Here is a 19,433-nt window from a genome sequence, read left to right on the forward strand (position 1 = left end):
GCAGCCTTCCGTACAAGTTTGGGGCTTTGATGATAACGGACATCTCACCCGACTGCGTCGCCTCATATCCGCTTCCTGTTCGTCAGGCCAGCGCTTTGCCTTCGGCTTCCTCCAGATTCGCAGTCGCCCGCGACACCCTTGCCGTTCAGCTAACTCTTCCCCTTGTCGGGCGAGTAGAGGACTTGCACCTCCCAGTGAGTGCGCCCTGCCGGGCGCACCGTAAAAAAAGCCCGTTAAAACGGGCTGGTCGAATTGTGACAGCGTGTCAGCCAGAGCGTTTGCCGGTCTGCCTGTCGCGCCCTGTCTGGCGTTGGCTTACAAGGGCTGGAACACGCCGGCGGCGCGGTTCTTTTGTACATTGTCCCAGGCGAAGATCTGGCCATTCATGGCCACGTAGACGCCGGCTGGCAAGGTTTGCGCCACGCCACAGGCAAAGCCCAAGTTGAACAGGGCATCGGAGTTGTCGATTTCGTAGGGAATCATGGCGCCCGTCAAAATCACCGTTTGCTGCAGGTTCGCCGCGCCCAGCACTTGCGCCGTTTCGCGCATGGTGTCGGTGCCGTGGATGATGACGATGGCTTTTTCCTGCGCCGCGCGGCACGAGGCCAGCACGCGCTGGCGGTCCGCATCTTGCATGTCGAGCGAATCGAGCAGGGGCAGTTGCTCCAGCGCTACCGGCGCCGTCATGCGCGCACGGGCAATCGCTGCCGGCAAATGACTGTCGGAAAAGCCCAGGGTACCGTTCAATTCGTTGTAGTGTTTGTCGAAAGTGCCGCCGGTGGCGAGTATGCGCAAAGTCATGATGTGGTCACGATGTCAGTGGAGAATGACGCGCATGATAGCGTGGATTGGCAGCGTTGCGTGAATGCCATCGCAGATGGGGCCGCGTGCTTGCCGCCCTGCTACAGCACCGCATCTGGAAAATTTGGCCATCTGTGAGTACACTGGTTTCTTTGTTTGCCTACCGCCCGACTCCGTATGAAAGCGCTCGCTCCCGGCACCGTCATTTTTCACCGCCACCGCGGCTATGGCGTCATCACGTCCGTCAATTTGCTGACGGGCTGGATCGCCGCCCGTTTCGGCAGCGAAGCGCGGACCCTGGACCTGAACCTGTCGACCGATGATGTGCAATTCGCCGACGGCGAAGCGATCCTGTTTCGCCGCGCGCCACCGGACCGCATGCCGCACGCGCGCCTGATGGCCATGGTGCGCGAGCTGCACCAGGCCGGCTATCAAAAACTGTATCTGTATTCCTGGCCCAAGCCGTCCGGCCTGCACTGGCGCTGGCATTTGTTTACGGGGCCGCGCGACAGGATGCAGCGGCCCTGGCGCGAAGGCTGGTACGGCTCGGGCGCCGATTACAACGTCAATCCCGTGATGGGCTGGGGCGATACGCCCGGCGCCACCACTGACGAGCTGATCGATGCGCTGGCGCGTTTCGACCCGCAGGGGCTGGCACAGGCGCTGGGGCGCGACGACGACCATAGCGCGTGGTTTGGCCGCGTCTGCGACGCTCTGTTACCTGATTACATGTACAGCCTGGACATGCCGCGCACGCCAGGCGAGCCCTTGCCCGACATGCCGCCCGTGCCGGTGGTTGCCGTGCGCGCCGGCGTGGCGCCGTACGCTGGACCGGACATTGCCTGGCCGCCCGGCTGGGCCGGCCTGTGGCGTGGCCGGCACGTGCTGCCCGCGCCCGCCATCCGTATTACAGGCGAGCCGGATCTCGTCAAGGGTTTTCAGCGCTCCTGAGGGGCTTGCCGCGCATGCTGCAATGCCTCGGGATTGAGCAGGCGCGTGCATTGACCCTGCGTAAAATCGACAATGTTTTGCAAGGCGTAGCGGAAATACAGCTCATAGCTGTCACGCTCGACGTAGCCCAGGTGTGGCGTGGCCAGCACGTTCGGCAGCCGCAGCAATGGAGAACCTGGCGGCAGTGGCTCGTCCGTAAACACGTCCAGCGCGGCGGCGCCAGGGCGCCCCTGCGGCAGCGCCGCTTCCAGCGCGCCTTCTGCCACCAGTTCGGCACGGCTGGTGTTGACGAACAGGCTGCTCGGTTTCATGCGCGCCAGGTCTTCGCTTGTTACCAGGCCGCGCGTCTTGTCGGACAGGCGCAGGTGCAGGGTCAGCACGTCGGCCTGCGCAAAGAAGGCCTCGCGCGATGTCGCCGCCGTATCGCCTGCCGCCACGGCTGCCGCGCGGCTCGCTTCGCTGCCCCACACGAGGATGGTCATGCCGAAGGCGCGGCCATAGCCGGCGATCAATTGACCGATCTTGCCGTAGCCCCAGATCGCCAGCGTGCGCCCTTTCAATACCGTGCCGAGCGTATTGCGCTCAGGCTCCAGCGACGCCGTCTGCCACAGGCCTTCCTGTAAATGTTGTGCGTATGGCACGATCTTGCGCTGCGCTGCCATGATCAGCGCCCACGTCAGTTCGGCCGGCGCCGTGGGCGAGCCGATGCCTTCCGCGATGGCGATGCCCAGCTCGGTGGCGGCAGGTACGTCGATGTGTCCGCTGACCTTGCCCGTTTGCGAAATCAGTTTCAGATTCGGCAGTTTCGACAGCAAGGCCCGGTTGAAACTGCTGCGTTCACGGATCAGCACCAGCGCGTCGAACGGCGCCAGGCGGATCGCCAGCTGGCCCAGTCCCCGCGCCGTATTACTGAACACTTTGACCTCGTGGCCATCAAGCAACTGAAAGCAATCGAGGCCGCGCACGGCATCCTGGTAATCATCGAGTATGGCAATTTTCATGGTGGATGGCCGATTTTAATGAGGATTTGGTAGGGAAATAACAGGATACGCGAAATGCTGAATAGCCTACTACATTAGTCAAGCTATTCTCCTACATTTTTGCGAGAATAGCCGTTACGCGGGTGTACAATCGCCGGCACTTTTGAAGCTTCCTGAGTATAGTTATAGCGCAAACTGTTCCCGCAGCCTGGGCGCATGATCCAGGTAAACGACACCAGAGCCCTGCCCGCGTGAAGGATCCGCCCGCAGTGAGCCGCAGCCACCTCTCAACGATGCTGCCTGTCTTGCCGGAATGACCAGAATTTCTTTTATTGGTATTGGAGGTAATATGAATCAGCCCGTCATGGGTGGCGTCGCCGCACTCAACGTCCCAGCTTATATTAAACAACAGAAACTGATCAACTGGGTGGCCGACATTGCTGCGCTGACCAAGCCAGAGCGCATCTACTGGTGCGATGGCTCGCAAGAAGAGTACGAGCGCCTGTGCGCAGAAATGGTTGCCAGCGGCACCATGAAAAAACTGAACGCGCAAAAGCGCCCGAATTCCTACCTGGCCTGCTCCGACCCGAGCGATGTGGCCCGCGTCGAAGACCGTACGTATATCTGCTCAGCAACGAAAGAAGCGGCTGGCCCGACGAATAACTGGACCGAACCTGGCGAGATGCGTCACACCTTGAACGGCCTGTTCGATGGCTGCATGCGCGGCCGCACCATGTACGTCGTGCCCTTCTCGATGGGCCCGCTTGGCTCGCCGATCGCGCACATCGGCGTGGAACTGTCCGATTCGCCTTACGTCGCCGTCAACATGAAGATCATGACCCGCATGGGGCGTGCCGTGTACGACGTGCTGGGCACCGATGGCCAGTTCGTGCCGTGCGTGCACAGCGTGGGCGCACCGCTGGCTGCCGGCCAGGCCGACGTGAAATGGCCGTGCAACAGCACCAAGTACATTGTGCACTTCCCTGAAACGCGCGAAATCTGGTCCTTCGGTTCCGGCTACGGCGGCAACGCCTTGCTGGGCAAGAAATGCTTCGCCCTGCGCATCGCCTCGAACATGGGTTACCAGGAAGCGCAATCGGCCGATAACAACCCGGGCTGGCTGGCCGAACACATGCTGATCCTGGGCGTGGAATCGCCGGAAGGCAAGAAGCATTACGTCGCAGCAGCCTTCCCATCGGCTTGCGGCAAGACCAATTTCGCCATGCTGATCCCGCCGGCAAGTTTTAACGGCTGGAAAGTGACCACCATCGGCGACGATATCGCCTGGATCAAGCCGGGCGCCGATGGCCGTTTGTATGCCATCAATCCGGAAGCGGGCTACTTTGGCGTGGCACCGGGTACCAACGAAAAAACCAACTACAACTGCATGGCGTCCATGCGCGACAACACGATCTTCACCAACGTGGCGCTGACGGACGATGGCGATGTCTGGTGGGAAGGCTTGACCAAGGAAGCACCAAGCCACCTGATCGACTGGCAAGGCAAGGACTGGACGCCCGCGTCCGGCACCAAGGCCGCGCACCCGAATGCGCGCTTCACGGTTGCTGCTACGCAAAACCCTGTCATCGACGCTGCCTGGGACGATCCGGCCGGCGTGCCGATCTCGGCCTTCATCTTCGGCGGCCGCCGCTCCACCACCGTGCCGCTGGTAACGGAAGCGCGCAACTGGGTCGAAGGCGTCTACATGGCCGCCACCATGGGCTCGGAAACGACGGCCGCCGCCGTGGGCCAGATGGGCGTCGTGCGCCGCGATCCATTTGCCATGTTGCCGTTTATCGGCTATAACATGAGCGACTACTTCCAGCACTGGCTGGACATGGGCGTCAAGGTGGGCAAGGTCAACCCGGCCGCTCTGCCGAAGATCTATTGCGTCAACTGGTTCCGTACGGACGAGGCTGGCAAATTCGTCTGGCCTGGCTTTGGCGACAACATGCGCGTGCTGAAGTGGATGCTGGAGCGTATCGAAGGCAAGGCGGGCGGCGTGGAAAACCTGTTCGGCACGACGCCACAGTATGGCGACCTGAACTGGGATGGCTTGCCATTCACGCAGGAACAGTTCGATACCATCACCTCGATCGACAAGGCCGCGTGGGTGGAAGAATTGAAATTGCATACGGAGTTGTTTGAAAAACTCGCGTATCATCTGCCGCAAGAATTGGCAGATAACAAGGCCGCGCTGGAGAAGCGTTTGGCTGAGTAAGATTTAGTAGTGGGGGAGAAACACGCTGGCAAAGACTGGCGTGCTATAAATGACACGCCGGCAATGACTGGGGTGCTAGCAAAAAGAGAAACGGCGCGGATTGCATGAGCAATCCGCGCCGTTTTTTATTGTGCTGCCGTCGTTACTGCTTCAGCAGCGGCCCCAGATACTTGCCCGTCACGCTAGCCGGGTTCAAGGCCACGTCTTCCGGCGTGCCCGTGGCGATGATCTGCCCGCCGCCGGCGCCCCCTTCAGGGCCCAGGTCGACGATCCAGTCGGCCGTCTTGATGACGTCGAGGTTGTGCTCGATGATGACGAGGGTGTTGCCCTGGTCGCGCAGGCGGTGGATGACCTTTAGCAACAAATCGATGTCGTGGAAGTGCAAGCCCGTCGTCGGTTCATCGAGGATGTACAGGGTGCGGCCCGTGTCGCGCTTGGACAGTTCCAGCGACAATTTCACGCGCTGCGCCTCGCCGCCGGACAAGGTGGTGGCACTCTGGCCCAGCTTGATGTAGCCGAGGCCCACGTCGAGCAGGGTTTGCAGCTTGCGCGCGATCAAGGGCACGGGCTTGAAGAATTCATGCGCTTCTTCCACTGTCATGCCCAGCACTTCCGTGATGTTCTTGCCCTTGTAGTGCACTTCCAGGGTTTCGCGGTTGTAGCGCTTGCCGTGGCAGACGTCGCACGGTACGTAGACGTCGGGCAAGAAATGCATCTCGACCTTGATCACGCCATCGCCCTGGCACGCTTCGCAGCGTCCGCCCTTGACATTGAACGAGAAGCGGCCCGCGCTGTAGCCCCGTTCCTTGGCTGTCGGCACGGTGGAGAACAGGTCGCGGATCGGCGTAAACAAGCCCGTGTAGGTGGCGGGGTTCGAGCGCGGCGTGCGGCCGATGGGCGCCTGGTCGACGGAGATGACCTTATCGAAATGCTCCAGGCCGCTGATCGATTCGTGCGGCGCCGGTTCCGTCTGCGAACCATACAAATGGCGCGACAGGGCCGGATATAAAGTATCGTTGACCAGCGACGATTTGCCCGAGCCGGATACGCCCGTCACGCACGTCATCAAGCCCACCGGCAAGCTCAGCGACACCTTTTTCAGGTTGTTGCCCGTCGCGCCAGTAATGAGCAGCTGCTTTTCCGGATTGCTGGCGTGGCGCTTGGCGGGCACGGCGATTTTCAGCTTACCGTTCAGGTACTGCGCCGTCAGCGATTTCTTGTTCTTGAGAATATCTTGCAGGGTGCCTTCGGCGATGATCTCGCCGCCGTGCACGCCCGCGCCAATGCCCATGTCGACGATGTAGTCGGCCGTGCGGATGGCGTCTTCATCATGCTCGACCACCAGCACGCTGTTGCCGATGTCGCGCAAGTGTTTTAACGTTTCGATCAGGCGATCATTATCGCGCTGATGCAAGCCGATCGACGGTTCATCGAGCACATACATGACGCCCGTCAAACCGGAGCCGATTTGCGATGCCAGGCGGATGCGCTGTGCTTCGCCGCCGGAGAGCGTGTCAGCGCTGCGGTCCAGCGACAGGTAATCGAGGCCCACATTGTTGAGGAATTTCAAGCGCGAAATGATTTCCTTGACCACGCGGTCGGCGATCTCTTTCTTGGCGCCCGTCAGTTTCAGTTTTTCAAAGAATTCCAGCGTCTCGCGCAGCGGTTTTGCCGCCACTTCATAGATGGCGCGCTGCTGCTTGCCCGTGCCGACCTTGACGAAGCGCGCTTCCACGCGCAGCCGCGCGCCATCGCATGAGGGGCAGCATTTTTCATTGATGAACTTGGCCAGTTCTTCCTTGACGGCCATCGAGTCCGTCTCGCGGTAGCGGCGCTGCAGATTGTTGACCACGCCTTCGAACGTGTGTTCCTTGATGACGGTACGGCCCCGTTCGTTGACATAGGTGAACGGAATCACTTGCTTGCCGGAACCGTACAGCACGGCTTGCTGCGAATTCAAGTCCAGCTGCTCGAACGGCATGTCCAGGTCGAACTCGTAATACGCGGCCAGGTTCGACAGCATCTGGAAGTAAAACTGGTTGCGGCGGTCCCAGCCCTTGACGGCGCCGGAGGCGAGCGACAGGTTCGGGAACGCGACGATGCGTTTCGGGTCAAAGAATTCGATGTGTCCCAGGCCGTCGCATTCGGGGCAGGCGCCCATGGGGTTATTGAACGAGAACAGACGCGGCTCCAGTTCCTGCAGGGAATAGCCACACACATTGCAGGCGAACTTGTTGGAGTACACGTGCTCCTGGGCGGTCTCCATTTCGTAGGCAATGGCGCGGCCATCGGCCAGGCGCAGGGCTGTCTCAAAACTTTCCGCCAGGCGCTGCTTGATTTCCTGGTTCACCTTGATGCGGTCGATGACGACATCGATCGTGTGTTTTTCCGTCTTTTTTAATTTCGGCAGGTCATCGACTTCATAGATCTTGGCCGCGTGCGTGCCGCTCTGCACGCGAAAGCGCACGAAGCCCTGCGCCTGCATCTGCTCGAACAGATCCACGTGTTCACCCTTGCGGTTGGCGACGACGGGCGCGAGTATCATCAGCTTGGTGTCTTCCGGCATGGCCAGCACGGCATCGACCATTTGCGACACGGATTGGGCCGCCAGCGCGTTTTCCGGGTGGTCGGGGCAGTACGGCGTGCCCACGCGCGCGTACAGCAGGCGCAAATAATCGTGGATTTCCGTCACGGTGCCCACCGTCGAACGCGGGTTGTGCGAAGTTGCCTTCTGTTCGATGGAGATGGCGGGAGATAAACCCTCGATCAGGTCGACATCGGGCTTTTCCATCAGCTGCAAAAACTGGCGCGCATACGCCGACAGCGACTCGACATAGCGGCGCTGTCCTTCCGCGTACAAGGTGTCGAAGGCCAGCGAAGACTTGCCGGAGCCGGACAAGCCGGTAATCACGATCAGCTTATTGCGCGGCAAATCGAGATTGATATTCTTGAGGTTATGCGTGCGAGCGCCGCGAATGCGGATCTGTTCCATGTGATTGCCTTGCTTTCAGTGAGTGGTGCGGCCGGCGCATCGGGCCAGGGTGCGGATGAAAGGCCACAACGGGTCAACCTGTAACTATAGCCGGGTTTTGCTCTGCATGCCTGAGGCGTCCATGGGCGGATTGCGCCGCCGGGCGAACGTGCCCTGACAAAGTTTGATACAGATGCGTGCAGACGTCGAAACACTGTATATAATACCAGTATTCGAGTTTCTTGTTTTCGCCTGCCGTGAAAAAAACGTGCTGCCGCACGGGAGATGGCGTCCGCCAGAAAGCGGGTGCTTTGCGCCGCGTGGTCGCTTATAATCCTCGTTTAGTACACTAAACTAACGCGCGGGACACCGGCTCCCGCTGCAGTTCATCAGGAGTTATTCATGGCATCAGTCAACAAAGTCATCATCGTCGGCAATCTGGGCCGTGACCCGGAAATCCGCTACATGCCTAGCGGCGACGCGATCGCCAATATCGCCGTGGCCACTTCGTACAAATCGAAGGACCGCAACACGGGCGAACAAAAAGAATTGACAGAGTGGCATCGCATCTCGTTCTTCGGCCGCCTGGCGGAAATCGTCGGCCAATACCTGAAAAAAGGTTCGTCCGTCTACGTTGAAGGCCGTCTGCAAACCCGTAAATACACGGACAAGGATGGCGTCGAGAAGTATGCAACCGACATCATCGCGGAACAGATGCAAATGCTGGGCGGTCGCTCCGGCATGGGCGGCGACGCCGGCGGTGGCGATGACAGCTACGGTGGCGGTGGCGGCTACGAAGCACCTGCCCCGCGCCAGGCGCCAGCCCCGCGTCCAGCCCCGGCACCGGCACCACGCCCGGCACCGAAGCCAGCGCCGAACTTCTCGGATATGGATGACGATATTCCGTTCTGAGACCTAGTAGTCTCTAATTTGTAAACTAAGCCCTGTAGGTCATTGATCTACAAGGGCTTTTTTTTCGCAATTTTTTGACAACTGCCCGAGAATTTATATAGGCTAATATTTTCATGCGTAAACAATAGGTCGTAACTTGCCGGCACGATATTCAGTAAAAACAGTTCGAGTTAGCGCCGGTGAGCGCGTGCCTTTGCTCATTGACAGCCACGACAGCGTTTTCCGCATCGAGCTTGGCGCGATAGCGATAACAGGTCTGGCTAATGCAAAATGCCTGACCGGCCAGTCCTATGGTGGCTGAACGCTGGGCCACGGCGCATTGCGCCATCTCCCGCCGCTGAGATGGCGCCACCATTTTTTTGTCAGGCCCTCCGCGACGATCTCGGCTTGCAAGCGCTCTTCGGCGTACATCTTCTTCAGGCGCCTGTTTTCATCCTCCAGCTCCTTCATGCGGGCCATCAGCGAGGCATCCATGCCGCCAAACTAGGAGCGCCCTTTGTAGAACGTGGCGTTGCTGATGCCGTGCTCGCGGCACAGCTCAGTGACTGGCGATTCGCCTTCGGCTTGCTTGAGAATGGCGATGATCTGGCTATCGATAAAACGGGACGTCTTCATGCAGAACTTTCAAAAAAACTGAATTTGGAAAATTCTACTTTTAAACGCAATCATTTGCTGGGGGGATTACCCCCCGTATGTCCGAACAGCAAGGATTTTTGTTAAGTTTTGTAAGAGTTTCTCGCTTGGCGTTGGAGCCGGCGCCACGGCTGCACAGGCTCTCGCCCCTGCAGCGACGGCTCCGGTAAGGAAATGTAATGCGCTCGGCAGCTGAAAAACACTTTTCTTAAAGAAATCAATGGCTTGAAGTCAATTCGTGAGGCCGGAAGGCCGGTGCTAGAATAAATCAGTGGGTATCAACCGCCGGGTTCCGGGTTGGTTCCCGCAGTTTGCGGAATCACATATTCCGCCCTTTGTATGGTGCTTCTCCCTTTTGCCGGTGCCCCGCCGGGCGCCGGCTTTTTCTTTCCTGCACCTTTTGGTTATACTAGGCGGAATTCGAACTGATTCATCTGACAGGAAGCGTATGCGCAAGATATTGATTGCGGAGGATGACCAGAAGGCCGGCGCTTTACTGAAAACCTACCTGGAAAAACACCAGTACGAAGTCATCCTGGCCCCGGACGGCCTCACTTTCCAATCCGAATTCTCCCGCTTCGCCGACCAGCTGTCACTAGTGATACTCGATGTGATGCTGCCCGATACCGACGGCTTTGTACTGTGCAAAGAGGTGCGCCGCCGCTCCAACCTGCCGATCATCATGCTGACCGCCATCTCCGATGGCGCCGACCGCATCGTCGGCCTGGAGCTGGGCGCCGACGATTACATCGCCAAACCCTATGACCCGCGCGAACTGCTGGCGCGCATCAAGTCGCTGCTGCGCCGCGCCGGCATCGACAACCAGAACGTGACGCGCTACTACCGCTTTGTCGGCTTTACGCTGGATCTGCTGGAGCGTACCGTCACGGACAGCGCTGGCGCGCGGGTGCCGCTCACCGGCCTGGACTACCAGCTGCTGAAGTATTTCGTCGAACACCCTGGCCATATCCTGGACCGCAGCGTGTTGTGCGAACAAACGCGGGGCCGCGACGCCGGTCCGCTCGACCGCTCGCTGGACGTCCAGATCAGCAAACTGCGGCTGCGCCTTAACGACGACGGCAAGCAGCCCTCGCTGATCAAGACCGTGCGCGGTGCAGGCTATGTGTTCTCGGCCAATGTCGCCGTCGTGCCGGCTTGAGCCGGCCGGTATGCTGCGCAATGTCATACTGGCTTGCTGCTTCTGGCTGCTGCACTGCGCGGCCATGGCCGCCGTGCCGCATACGCTCAACTTCGACCAGCTGAGCGTCAAGGACGGGCTGGCGCAGGAAACCGTCACCGCCATCGTGCAGGACCAGCAGGGCTATATGTGGTTCGGCAGCCAACATGGCTTGAGCCGTTACGATGGTTATCGCGTCACCGTCTACCGCACCATCCCGAACGATACGCGCAGCCTGGCCGACAACTGGGTGCAGGTGCTCCACGTCGACAAGAAGAACCGTTTGTGGATAGGCACGCGCGGCGGCCTGCAACGCTTCGATCCGGCGACCGGCGATTTCACGCGTTTTCCCTCGGCCGCCGCCGATGGTCCCGGGCGGGTCGGGCGGCAGCAGGTGCAGGCCATCATCAGCGACGGCTACGGCCAGCTATGGCTGGGCACCAGCGACGGTGTCCACCACTTCAATCCCGAATCGGGACGGTATACGGTGCTGCGCCACGACGCAGCCGATCCGGCCAGCCTGGCCAACGACCATGTCAATGCGCTGGCCCTGGATGCGGAAGGGGGACTGTGGGTAGGCCACAAGCAGGGGCTGGACCGGCTGGCCGGCGGTGCCACCGGCTTCCAGCACTTCCGCATCGACACGCCGACCAACCCCAACGCGCCGTTGAATGAGGTGCAGCAGCTGCGCATCGACCAGCGCCAGGTCCTGTGGCTGGTGACCATGGATGGCCTGGTCAGCTGGCAGCTGGGCGTGCCGGGCATGCCGCGCCATGTGTTTGGCCCGGCCGACGGACTGGCGCCGGGGCTGGTGACGGCGCTGGTGCAGGACCGCGACAACACGCTGTGGCTGGGCACCAATACCAACGGCTTGCATCGCTGGGATGCAGGCCAGCGGCGCTTCGTCATGATTCCCGCCGATCCCCACCAGAGCGCCGGCAACGAGGTCTCCAGCCTGTTCCAGGATCACAGCGGCACCTTGTGGGTCGGCAGCTGGACCGCCGGCGTACGTCGCGCCGATCTCGCCAGCGGTGGCTTCAGCCGCTACTTCCACATCCCCGGCGATCCGCACACCTTGCACGACAACCGCATCTACGGCATGAGCAGCGATGGCAGGGACGGGCTGCTGCTGGCCGGCATAGGCGGCATCGACCGGCTCGACCCGGCCACCGGCAAAGTCACCCGGGTGCGTGGGGACGCCAGGCTGGAACGCCATATGAACAACAAGGAGATCGTGCTGGCGGTGTACCGCGACGCGCGCGGCGGCACCTGGATCGGCAGCAGCGCCGAGCTGGGACGCCTAGATCCTGACCGCGGCACCTATACCGCACACAATTTCAACACGCCCGATCCGAACAGCGACTCGATCACCCACATCGCCGGCGACCGCGCCGGCAATCTGTGGGTGGCCAGCCGTGGCGGCTTGCACCGCATCGACAGCGCGGGAGGGCCGGACCGCAGCTTCCGCCATGACGAGAGCGATCCGGCCAGTCTCAGTGACGACTGGGTGCGCATGACGGTGCAAGACGCCAGCGGTGCCATCTGGGCCGCCACCGACAACGGACTCAATCTGCTGGCGGCCGACGGCAGCGGCTTCCGTCACTTCCATCACGACCGGACGGACATCACAAGCCTCAGCAGCGACCGCGTGCAATCGCTGTTCGTCGACCGTCAAGGCACGCTGTGGGTCGGCACCAACGGCGGCTTGAACCGCATGATGCGCGATGCTTCCGGCGCCATTCGTTTCCGCCGCTACACCACGCGCGAGGGATTGGCGGACGACTCCATCGGCGCCATCCTGCAGGCCGACGACGGCGCGCTCTGGCTCAGCACCGCCAACGGTATCTCGCGCATGGAGCCGCAGGCGGCCACCTTCAAAAACTACTCGGCGCGCGACGGTATGATCGAGGGTTACTACTTTTCCGGCTCGGCCTACCGCAATCGCGACGGCACAATGTATTTTGGCGGCGTCAATGGCCTGACCGTGTTTCATCCAGCGGCCATCCGCGACAATCCCTATCCGCCGCCGGCCGTGGTCACCTCCATGCAGGCCGGTGGCAAGCCGTTGCCCATCGATGGCGCCAGCGTGCGGCTGGGGCACGACGCCGCCGCGCTGTCCTTTGAATTCGCGGCGCTGCATTACAGCGACCCGCAGCGCAACCGTTTCCGCTATCGGCTGGCGGGCTACGATCATGACTGGACCGGCAGCGACGCCAGCAAACGTATCGCCACCTACACCAATCTCGATCCCGGCCGCTACGAGTTCCAGGTGCAGGCCGCGAACAAGGACGGGGTCTGGGGCCAGCCTTCGCCGCCGCTGGTGTTCGAGATAGCACCGCCATACTGGCAGCGCTGGTGGTTCCGGCTGGCGGTGCTGCTGTCCGCGCTGATGCTGGTGTGGGGCGGCCACCATACCCGCGAACGCATGCACTCCCGGCGCCAGCGGGAACTGGAGGTGCAGGTACGCACCCGCACCCAGGAACTGGAACAGGCCCAGACTCAGTTGCAGCGCTACGTGGCGGACCGCGAGCGCCTGTTCCTTTCGATCTCGCACGATCTGCGCACGCCGATCACGCGCCTCAAGCTGCGCTCCGAGCTGCTCAACGACGAAGCCGTGCGCGGCGAGTTCCACGATGACCTGGATGACCTGGATATGATGGTCAAGGGTGCTCTGCAGACCGTGAAGGACAGCGACATCTACGAGAACACCACCCCGGTGCGACTGGACGCGCTGATCGACCGCATGCTGCGCAGCGCCCAGCTGGCCGGGCACCGTATCGGCTTCGCGCCGGCCGGCCTGGTGGTGCAGGCCAAGCCGCTGGCGCTCAAGCGCGCAATCGGCAACCTGCTCGACAACGCGCTGTTCTATGGCGGCGCCGCCGATGTCTGCACCGAGGAGTACGACGGCGTGGTGCATATCCAGATCCGCGACCACGGACCCGGCGTGCCGGCGGAGAAGCTGGCGCAGTTGTTCGAGCCGCACGTCCGGCTCGATCATGGTCGCGCCCAGAACGCCACCGGCCTGGGGCTGGGACTGGGCATCGCACGCGGCATCATCGAAGACAGCGGAGGCGTGCTGGTGTTGCAAAACCATGCCGAGGGTGGCCTGGTGGCCACGATCATCCTTCCCGGCGCCACAAATTCGTAATGATTTGTGAATCCGCCCCGGGCCCGCCCACAGCTTCTGGGGCGATGCGGGGCACTTGTGTAAAGAAACGTAAGCAGGGCCGCGCCATTTTTTGAAATTAGTGATTTTAATCAGTGACTTGGCGTGTACAGGGGGCGACGTTGCAAGGCCCGTCGGGCACATGCTAGTGTCTGTCCATCCTGATTGAAAGACCCTCCATGCCTGCTACCCTCCCTGTACTGCCACGCCAACGGATCTTCGCCATCGACGCCCTCCGTGGCCTGACCTTTTTCGTCATGCTGTTCGTGAATTGCCTGTCCGGCGCCAGCGGCATCCCCTACGGCATCCAGCACATGGCCGCCAGTGTCGACGGCATGAGCTTGGCCGATGTGGTGTTCCCGGCCTTCCTGTTCGTGGTCGGCACCTCCATCCCTTTCAGCCTGAATCACCGATTGGCGGTGGAAGGCGGCATGCGCCAGACCTTGTGGCAGATCGTCACGCGTGCGTTCGGCCTGATCGTCATCGGCCTGTTCATGGTCAACACGGAAGAGGGCTACAACGAAGCGGCGATGGGTATCTCGATCCAGTTGTGGGCCCTGTGTTTTTACGCGGCGGCGATGCTGGTGTGGGGCACGCGCAGCCACCGCGTACTGCGCTGGTTGGGCGCCGCCGTGATCGTGGTGCTGGCGCTGATCTATCGCAGCGGCCCTGATGGACAGGGCTGGATGCAGACGTCGTGGTGGGGCATCCTGGGCTGCATAGGCTGGGCCTATCTGGTCTCCAGCCTGGCCTACCTGGCCGCGCGCGGACGTTTGCCGGCACTGGCGTTGGCGATCGCCGCCTGCGTGCTGTGGTTCATCCTCAGCCAGGCGGTGGATGGCAACGAAGTGATCGCCATGCACGCCACGCATATCAGCATAGTGCTGTGCGGCGCCTTGTGCGTGCTGCTGTTGTTTGACGGCGCGCGCAGCCACGGCCGCGGCGGAGCGCCACGGTTGGCCGCTGGTACCTTGCTGGCGCTGGTGTTGGCGTTGTCCGCGTGGTTGCTGCACCACTACTACCCGATCTCCAAGATCGGAGCGACGCCGCCGTGGGCGCTATATTGCGCGGCGCTGTGCGGTGCGCTGTTTGTGTTGCTGTACTGGCTGATCGAAATGCGCCAACTCACGCGCTGGACCGCGCTGGTGCAGCCGGCTGCGGCCAATCCGCTAGTGACCTATCTGCTGCCGGTGGTGCTGGCCACGCTAATGCGCTACCTGCACCTGCGCTGGTGGCCGGTGCTGATGCACGGCGGCGCGGCGATCGCCTTCGCGCTGCTGTTCTCCGCTGTCGTGATGGCGGTGGTGGCTGTGCTCAATACCTATAACCTTAAATTGAAACTCTGAGATGTCGAATTCTGCTTCCCCACGCTATCTGGCCCTGGACGTGTTTCGCGGCCTGACGCTGGCGTTGATGATCATTGTGAATACGCCCGGCGGAGAAAACAGCTACGCGCCGCTCGAACACGCGGTCTGGCACGGCTTCACGCTGACCGACCTGGTGTTCCCCTCGTTCCTCTTTGTGGTGGGCGCAGCCATGAGCCTGAGCATGAAGAAGTTCGCCGTGCATAACGAAGCCTATTTTCTCAAGCACGTGGTCAAGCGCGGCGCGCTGATTTTCCTGTGCGGCTATGTGTTGTACTGGTTCCCATTCTTCACCCCGGACCTGACGCTAGCGCCGTTCGCCAATACAAGGGTCATGGGCGTGCTGCAGCGCATAGGCTTGTGCTATCTGTTCGCGTCGTTGATTGTGCGTTACAGCGGCTTGCGCGGCGCCGCGATATTCAGCGCGGCAGCCTTACTGGGCTATTGGTGGATCCTGGCTTCCTTCGGCGACTACACGCCGGGCGGCAACGCGGTGCTCAAGCTGGATCTTGCCTTGCTGGGCGCACCGCATATGTACCACGGCGAAGGCGTCGCCTTCGACCCCGAGGGGATACTCAGTACTTTGCCAGCCATCGTCAACGTGTTGGCCGGCTACGCTGCGGCGGTCTGGCTGCGGCACAAAGGACCCAACCAGCGCACGCTGGCGGCGCTGGTGGTGGCCGGCGCGGCATGCCTGTTGCTGGCATATGGATGGAATGCGCTGCTGCCAATTAACAAGAAGCTGTGGACCGGTTCCTTCGTCGCCTGCACCACGGGCTTCGACCTGATCATACTGGCGCTGCTGGTCGGCGTCATCGACATGGCCGGCCTGCGCTTCGGCACCTATTTCTTCGAGGTGCTCGGCAAGAACACGCTGTTCATCTACTTGCTGGCCGACGTCGCGGTGATCGTGCTGGCGCGTATTCACGTGGATGGGCAGATGCTCTACCGCCGCCTGTATGAAGTCCTGTTTCTATCGTGGGCATCCCCATACAACGCCTCGTTGCTGTTCGCGGTGGCGTACATGCTGGCGTGTTGGCTGGTGGCGTATGCGATGGACCGAAAAAAGATCTATATCAAACTCTGAGGAGACTATGCGTACACATTTATCTTACCTGGCCCTGACTGCGGCCCTGCTGGCCTACGGCGCGCAAGCGGCCGAAGTGGGTTCCTACTACACCGGCTGGAGCGTGGGGAAGGGCTTCCGCCTGAAGCAGCTGGACCAGTCGGGCGCCGCTGCCGGCTTCACCTATCTGGTATACGCGTTTGAAAACGTCTACAAGATGCCAGATGGCGGTGTCCGCTGCGACAGCGGGCGTGACAGCGAGGACGTTGCCAACGGCATGAACGCAACGCTGGACTACGCCCGCCGATTCACCGCCGATGAATCGGTTGACGGCAGCGCCGACCGGGAAGGGCAAGCGTTGGCCGGCAACTTCAACCAGCTGGCGCAGTTGAAGAAGCGCCATCCGGCATTGAAGGTGCTGGTGGCGTTGGGCGGCGGCGAATGGTCGCATCAATTTCCGGCCGGCGCGTCCACCGCGGCCGGGCGCAGCGCGCTGGTGTCGTCCTGCATCGATCTTTACCTGCGCGGCAACCTGCCCAAGCTGGCGGGACACGGCGGCGCCGGCGCGGCCGCCGGCGTGTTCGATGGCATAGACCTGGACTGGGAACATCCGGGGCCGGGCGACAAGGCCAACTTCACGCTGCTGCTGGAAGAATTCCGCCGCCAGCTGGACGCGCTGGGCAAGCGCAGCGGCAAGCACTATCTGCTGACCGCCGCCATCAACAGCACCGACGACAAGATGCGCTATACCGATCCCGCCGCCTACAGCCGCTCGCTGGACTGGATCAACCTGATGACCTACGACTTCCATGGCGCCTGGAGCAAACAGGGGCCGACCGGCTTCCAGTCCAATCTTTACAGCGATCCGGCCAGCGCCGACGCCACCCCGCGCAGCGTCGAGGCCGGAGTCAAGCGTTTCATGCAAGCCGGCGTCCCGGCGAACAAGATTGTGGTGGGTGTGCCGTTCTACGCGCGCGGATGGAGCGGCGTCGCCCCCGCCAACAACGGCCTGTACCAGCCGGCAACCGGCGCCGCGCAAGGCTTCGAGGAGGGCGCGGAACAGTACTCGACCATCGCGGCGCGCGGCCTGACCACTTTCTATCATCCGCTCACCAAACAGCTATGGACCTACGATAAGGGCACCTTCTGGACTTACGACGATCCGCGCGTGATCCGCGACAAGGCGGACTATGTGCGCGCGCAAGGCTTGCGCGGGCTGATGTCCTGGTCGCTGGACCAGGACGATGCCACGTTCTCGCTGTCGCGCGCGATGCAGGAAGTGCGCAAGTGAATCTGCGACACCTGGTCGCCGGCGTATGCATTACCGCTGTTGTCGCCGCTGTCGGCGCCACGCTGGTCATGCCGGGCCAATCGCCAGGCGGCTTGCCGGCGCGCGTTCTCGCCGGCTACTACCCGGCCTGGTACGAATCGCCGGCGCGCCTGCGCGACATCGATCCCCACTATGGACTGGTGTACCTGTTCGCCGCACGGCCGGTCGGCGGTACGCCCGGCACCACGGGCGCCGTCTACTGGAAAGCGCCCGGCGACGGACGCGGCGCCGCCGCCCACTTCAAGGAGGACCTGCAGCATGCGCGCAGGGTCCAGGGGCGCAAGGTCATCCTCTCCGTCGGCGGCGACGGCAACGGCATGAGTTTTCCGGAGCGCGCCAAGTCGCGCGCCTTCGTTGCCAGCATCGTCGACCTGTATCGTCAGTTCGGTGGCATCGATGGACTGGACTGGAACACTTTCCAGTCCAACCAGCGGCCGGACACCGCCGAAATGATCTGGATCAGCCTTGAACTCAAGCGCCTTTACCCGGGCTTCATCATCAGCGCGCCACCGGCGCCGTGGAGCACGATCGACCAGCGCTTTTGCCGCGACATGCTGAGCGCCGGCGCGCTCGATTACTGTGCGCCCCAGTATTACGACGGTCCCAATCTGGCCGATCCGGCCTGGGTTGCCGCCAACGTCGACCAGTGGGTCAAGCTGCTGGGCGCAGCCCACGTGATGGTAGGCTTCGGCATCAACAACGCCCCCAACTTCATGAGCGATGCGCAGGTTGCCGGCACCTGGCGCGAACTGCAGCGCCGCCACCCGGATTTGCGCGGCGCCTTCAACTGGGAACTTGCCACCGACGAGAGCCAGGGCTGGCCGTTCGCCCGCAAGATTGGACCGTTGGTGCTGCAAGGCGTCACACGCCGCTAGCTTATTCAAATTTGAATAGTTTATTGACTTCTCTTTACACACCATGACCACTTCCGTTCCACGTATCGCCCTCAGCGCTAAAGGTCCAACTTTGTCAGGTATTACGTTTGGCTGCTGGCGTATGGCCGGCTGGCAGCAGACGCCCCAGTAGCGGCTGGCGTTGATCGAGCAGGCGCTGGAGTTGGGCATCACCGGTTTCGACCATGCCGACATCCACGCCAGCGAAGCTCCTTTTGGCGCCGTGCTGGCGCTGGCGCCGCATCTACGCCAGCGGATGGAGATCGTCGGAAAATACGGTATCCACGGCGGCCTGTTTGGTGCGCGCCTCCCCCACTACAACACCGGCAGCGCGCACATCATCGCCAGCGCCGAGCAAAGCCTGCGCCACCTCAATACCGAGCACCTCGACCTGCTGCTACACAGGCCCGATCCGTTGATGGATGCCGACGAAGTGGCGGAAGCCTTTGCCGCCTTGCGCGCGGGCGGCAAGGTGCGCCACTTCGGCGCGTCGAATTTCAATCCGGCGCAGTTCGAACTGCTGAATGACCGGGTCGCCATGGTCACCAATCAGGTCGAGTTCTCGCCGCCGTGCCTTGACCGCTGGGCGACGGCACGCTGGATCAGTCGCAGCAGCCACCTGTTCGAGCATCCGGCCATCGCGGCGATGCTGGAAGAACTGGCCGCGCGGTATGGCGTCGCGTCGGCTGACCGATTCAAGCCGGGTAGAAGCATTGCGCGGCTGCGAGCGCCGCCACCGGCATCGAGGTGCCGTAATCAGGCTTCCTTGTTGCAAGCGCGGCACAGTATCTCTGTAATGAATTGTAAGCGCACGAGGGATTTTTCAGGCGCCGCCCGGGGCGCTGGGGGCAGGCGGGAATGCTGCGTAAGGAAGTGTAAAGACGGCTTTTGGCGTTCAGGAAAATAATCAATAAATTCAGAAGCTTATAAGTAATTTAACGGTACGGGGCGATGATTTGTCCTGGCCG

At 61.8% G+C, this 19,433-nt stretch carries 13 protein-coding genes and 1 pseudogene; 10 read left to right on the plus strand and 4 right to left on the minus strand.

The window, feature by feature from the left end:
* Positions 1-315 precede the first annotated feature (315 nt).
* On the minus strand, positions 316-801 hold the full coding sequence (locus ACQ4WS_RS10090; protein WP_034781194.1) for an asparaginase domain-containing protein: 486 nt from the start codon (positions 799-801) through the stop codon (positions 316-318).
* Between the two features lie 177 nt (positions 802-978).
* Between ACQ4WS_RS10090 and ACQ4WS_RS10095 the strand changes: the two genes are divergently transcribed.
* Entirely contained in the window at positions 979-1,752 is a 774-nt protein-coding gene (locus tag ACQ4WS_RS10095) for an L-asparaginase (RefSeq protein WP_436475857.1), read from the plus strand.
* On the opposite strand, the gene ACQ4WS_RS10100 is transcribed toward ACQ4WS_RS10095, so the two are convergent.
* Entirely contained in the window at positions 1,740-2,753 is a 1,014-nt protein-coding gene (locus ACQ4WS_RS10100) for a D-2-hydroxyacid dehydrogenase family protein (protein ID WP_436475859.1), read from the minus strand. The genes ACQ4WS_RS10095 and ACQ4WS_RS10100 overlap by 13 nt on opposite strands.
* Before the next feature lie 328 nt (positions 2,754-3,081).
* Between ACQ4WS_RS10100 and ACQ4WS_RS10105 the strand changes: the two genes are divergently transcribed.
* Positions 3,082-4,953 carry a phosphoenolpyruvate carboxykinase (GTP) gene (locus ACQ4WS_RS10105; protein WP_436475861.1) on the plus strand — a complete coding sequence of 624 codons (1,872 nt, stop codon included), beginning with the start codon at positions 3,082-3,084 and terminating at the stop codon, positions 4,951-4,953.
* A 142-nt stretch (positions 4,954-5,095) separates the two neighbouring features.
* Here ACQ4WS_RS10105 and uvrA read toward each other — a convergent pair whose 3' ends face one another.
* Complete coding sequence (uvrA, locus tag ACQ4WS_RS10110) at positions 5,096-7,945, minus strand: excinuclease ABC subunit UvrA (protein ID WP_436475863.1); 2,850 nt, start codon at positions 7,943-7,945, stop codon at positions 5,096-5,098.
* Between the two features lie 381 nt (positions 7,946-8,326).
* On the opposite strand from uvrA, the gene ssb reads away from it, so the two are divergent.
* On the plus strand, positions 8,327-8,836 hold the full coding sequence (gene ssb, locus ACQ4WS_RS10115; RefSeq protein WP_034781209.1) for a single-stranded DNA-binding protein: 510 nt from the start codon (positions 8,327-8,329) through the stop codon (positions 8,834-8,836).
* A 205-nt stretch (positions 8,837-9,041) separates the two neighbouring features.
* On the opposite strand, the pseudogene ACQ4WS_RS10120 reads toward ssb, so the two are convergent.
* Positions 9,042-9,451: pseudogene (locus ACQ4WS_RS10120) on the minus strand (transposase); the annotation flags it as partial.
* A gap of 466 nt (positions 9,452-9,917) precedes the next feature.
* Here ACQ4WS_RS10120 and ACQ4WS_RS10125 point away from each other — a divergent pair.
* From ACQ4WS_RS10125 to ACQ4WS_RS10155, 7 genes are all read left to right on the plus strand, one after another.
* Positions 9,918-10,628, plus strand: a complete 711-nt coding sequence (locus tag ACQ4WS_RS10125; RefSeq protein WP_436475865.1) for a response regulator — start codon at positions 9,918-9,920, stop codon at positions 10,626-10,628.
* A gap of 10 nt (positions 10,629-10,638) precedes the next feature.
* Positions 10,639-13,794 (plus strand): ligand-binding sensor domain-containing protein, encoded by a 3,156-nt coding sequence (locus ACQ4WS_RS10130; RefSeq protein WP_436475867.1) that lies wholly within the window; start codon positions 10,639-10,641, stop codon positions 13,792-13,794.
* Between the two features lie 197 nt (positions 13,795-13,991).
* Complete coding sequence (locus ACQ4WS_RS10135; protein ID WP_436475869.1) at positions 13,992-15,158, plus strand: DUF5009 domain-containing protein; 1,167 nt, start codon at positions 13,992-13,994, stop codon at positions 15,156-15,158.
* 1 nt (position 15,159) lies between these two features.
* Complete coding sequence (locus tag ACQ4WS_RS10140) at positions 15,160-16,263, plus strand: acyltransferase family protein (protein WP_436475871.1); 1,104 nt, start codon at positions 15,160-15,162, stop codon at positions 16,261-16,263.
* A 7-nt stretch (positions 16,264-16,270) separates the two neighbouring features.
* Positions 16,271-17,533 (plus strand): glycoside hydrolase family 18 protein, encoded by a 1,263-nt coding sequence (locus ACQ4WS_RS10145; protein WP_436475873.1) that lies wholly within the window; start codon positions 16,271-16,273, stop codon positions 17,531-17,533.
* Positions 17,530-18,447 (plus strand): glycosyl hydrolase family 18 protein, encoded by a 918-nt coding sequence (locus ACQ4WS_RS10150; protein WP_436475875.1) that lies wholly within the window; start codon positions 17,530-17,532, stop codon positions 18,445-18,447. The genes ACQ4WS_RS10145 and ACQ4WS_RS10150 overlap by 4 nt, the downstream gene beginning before the upstream one ends.
* Before the next feature lie 160 nt (positions 18,448-18,607).
* Positions 18,608-19,372: an aldo/keto reductase gene (locus tag ACQ4WS_RS10155; RefSeq protein WP_436475877.1), complete on the plus strand. Its 765-nt coding sequence runs from the start codon at positions 18,608-18,610 to the stop codon at positions 19,370-19,372.
* The last annotated feature ends 61 nt before the right edge of the window (positions 19,373-19,433 follow it).

It is taken from the genome of Janthinobacterium leeuwenhoeki, assembly GCF_051380795.1.
Lineage (GTDB): Bacteria > Pseudomonadota > Gammaproteobacteria > Burkholderiales > Burkholderiaceae_D > Janthinobacterium.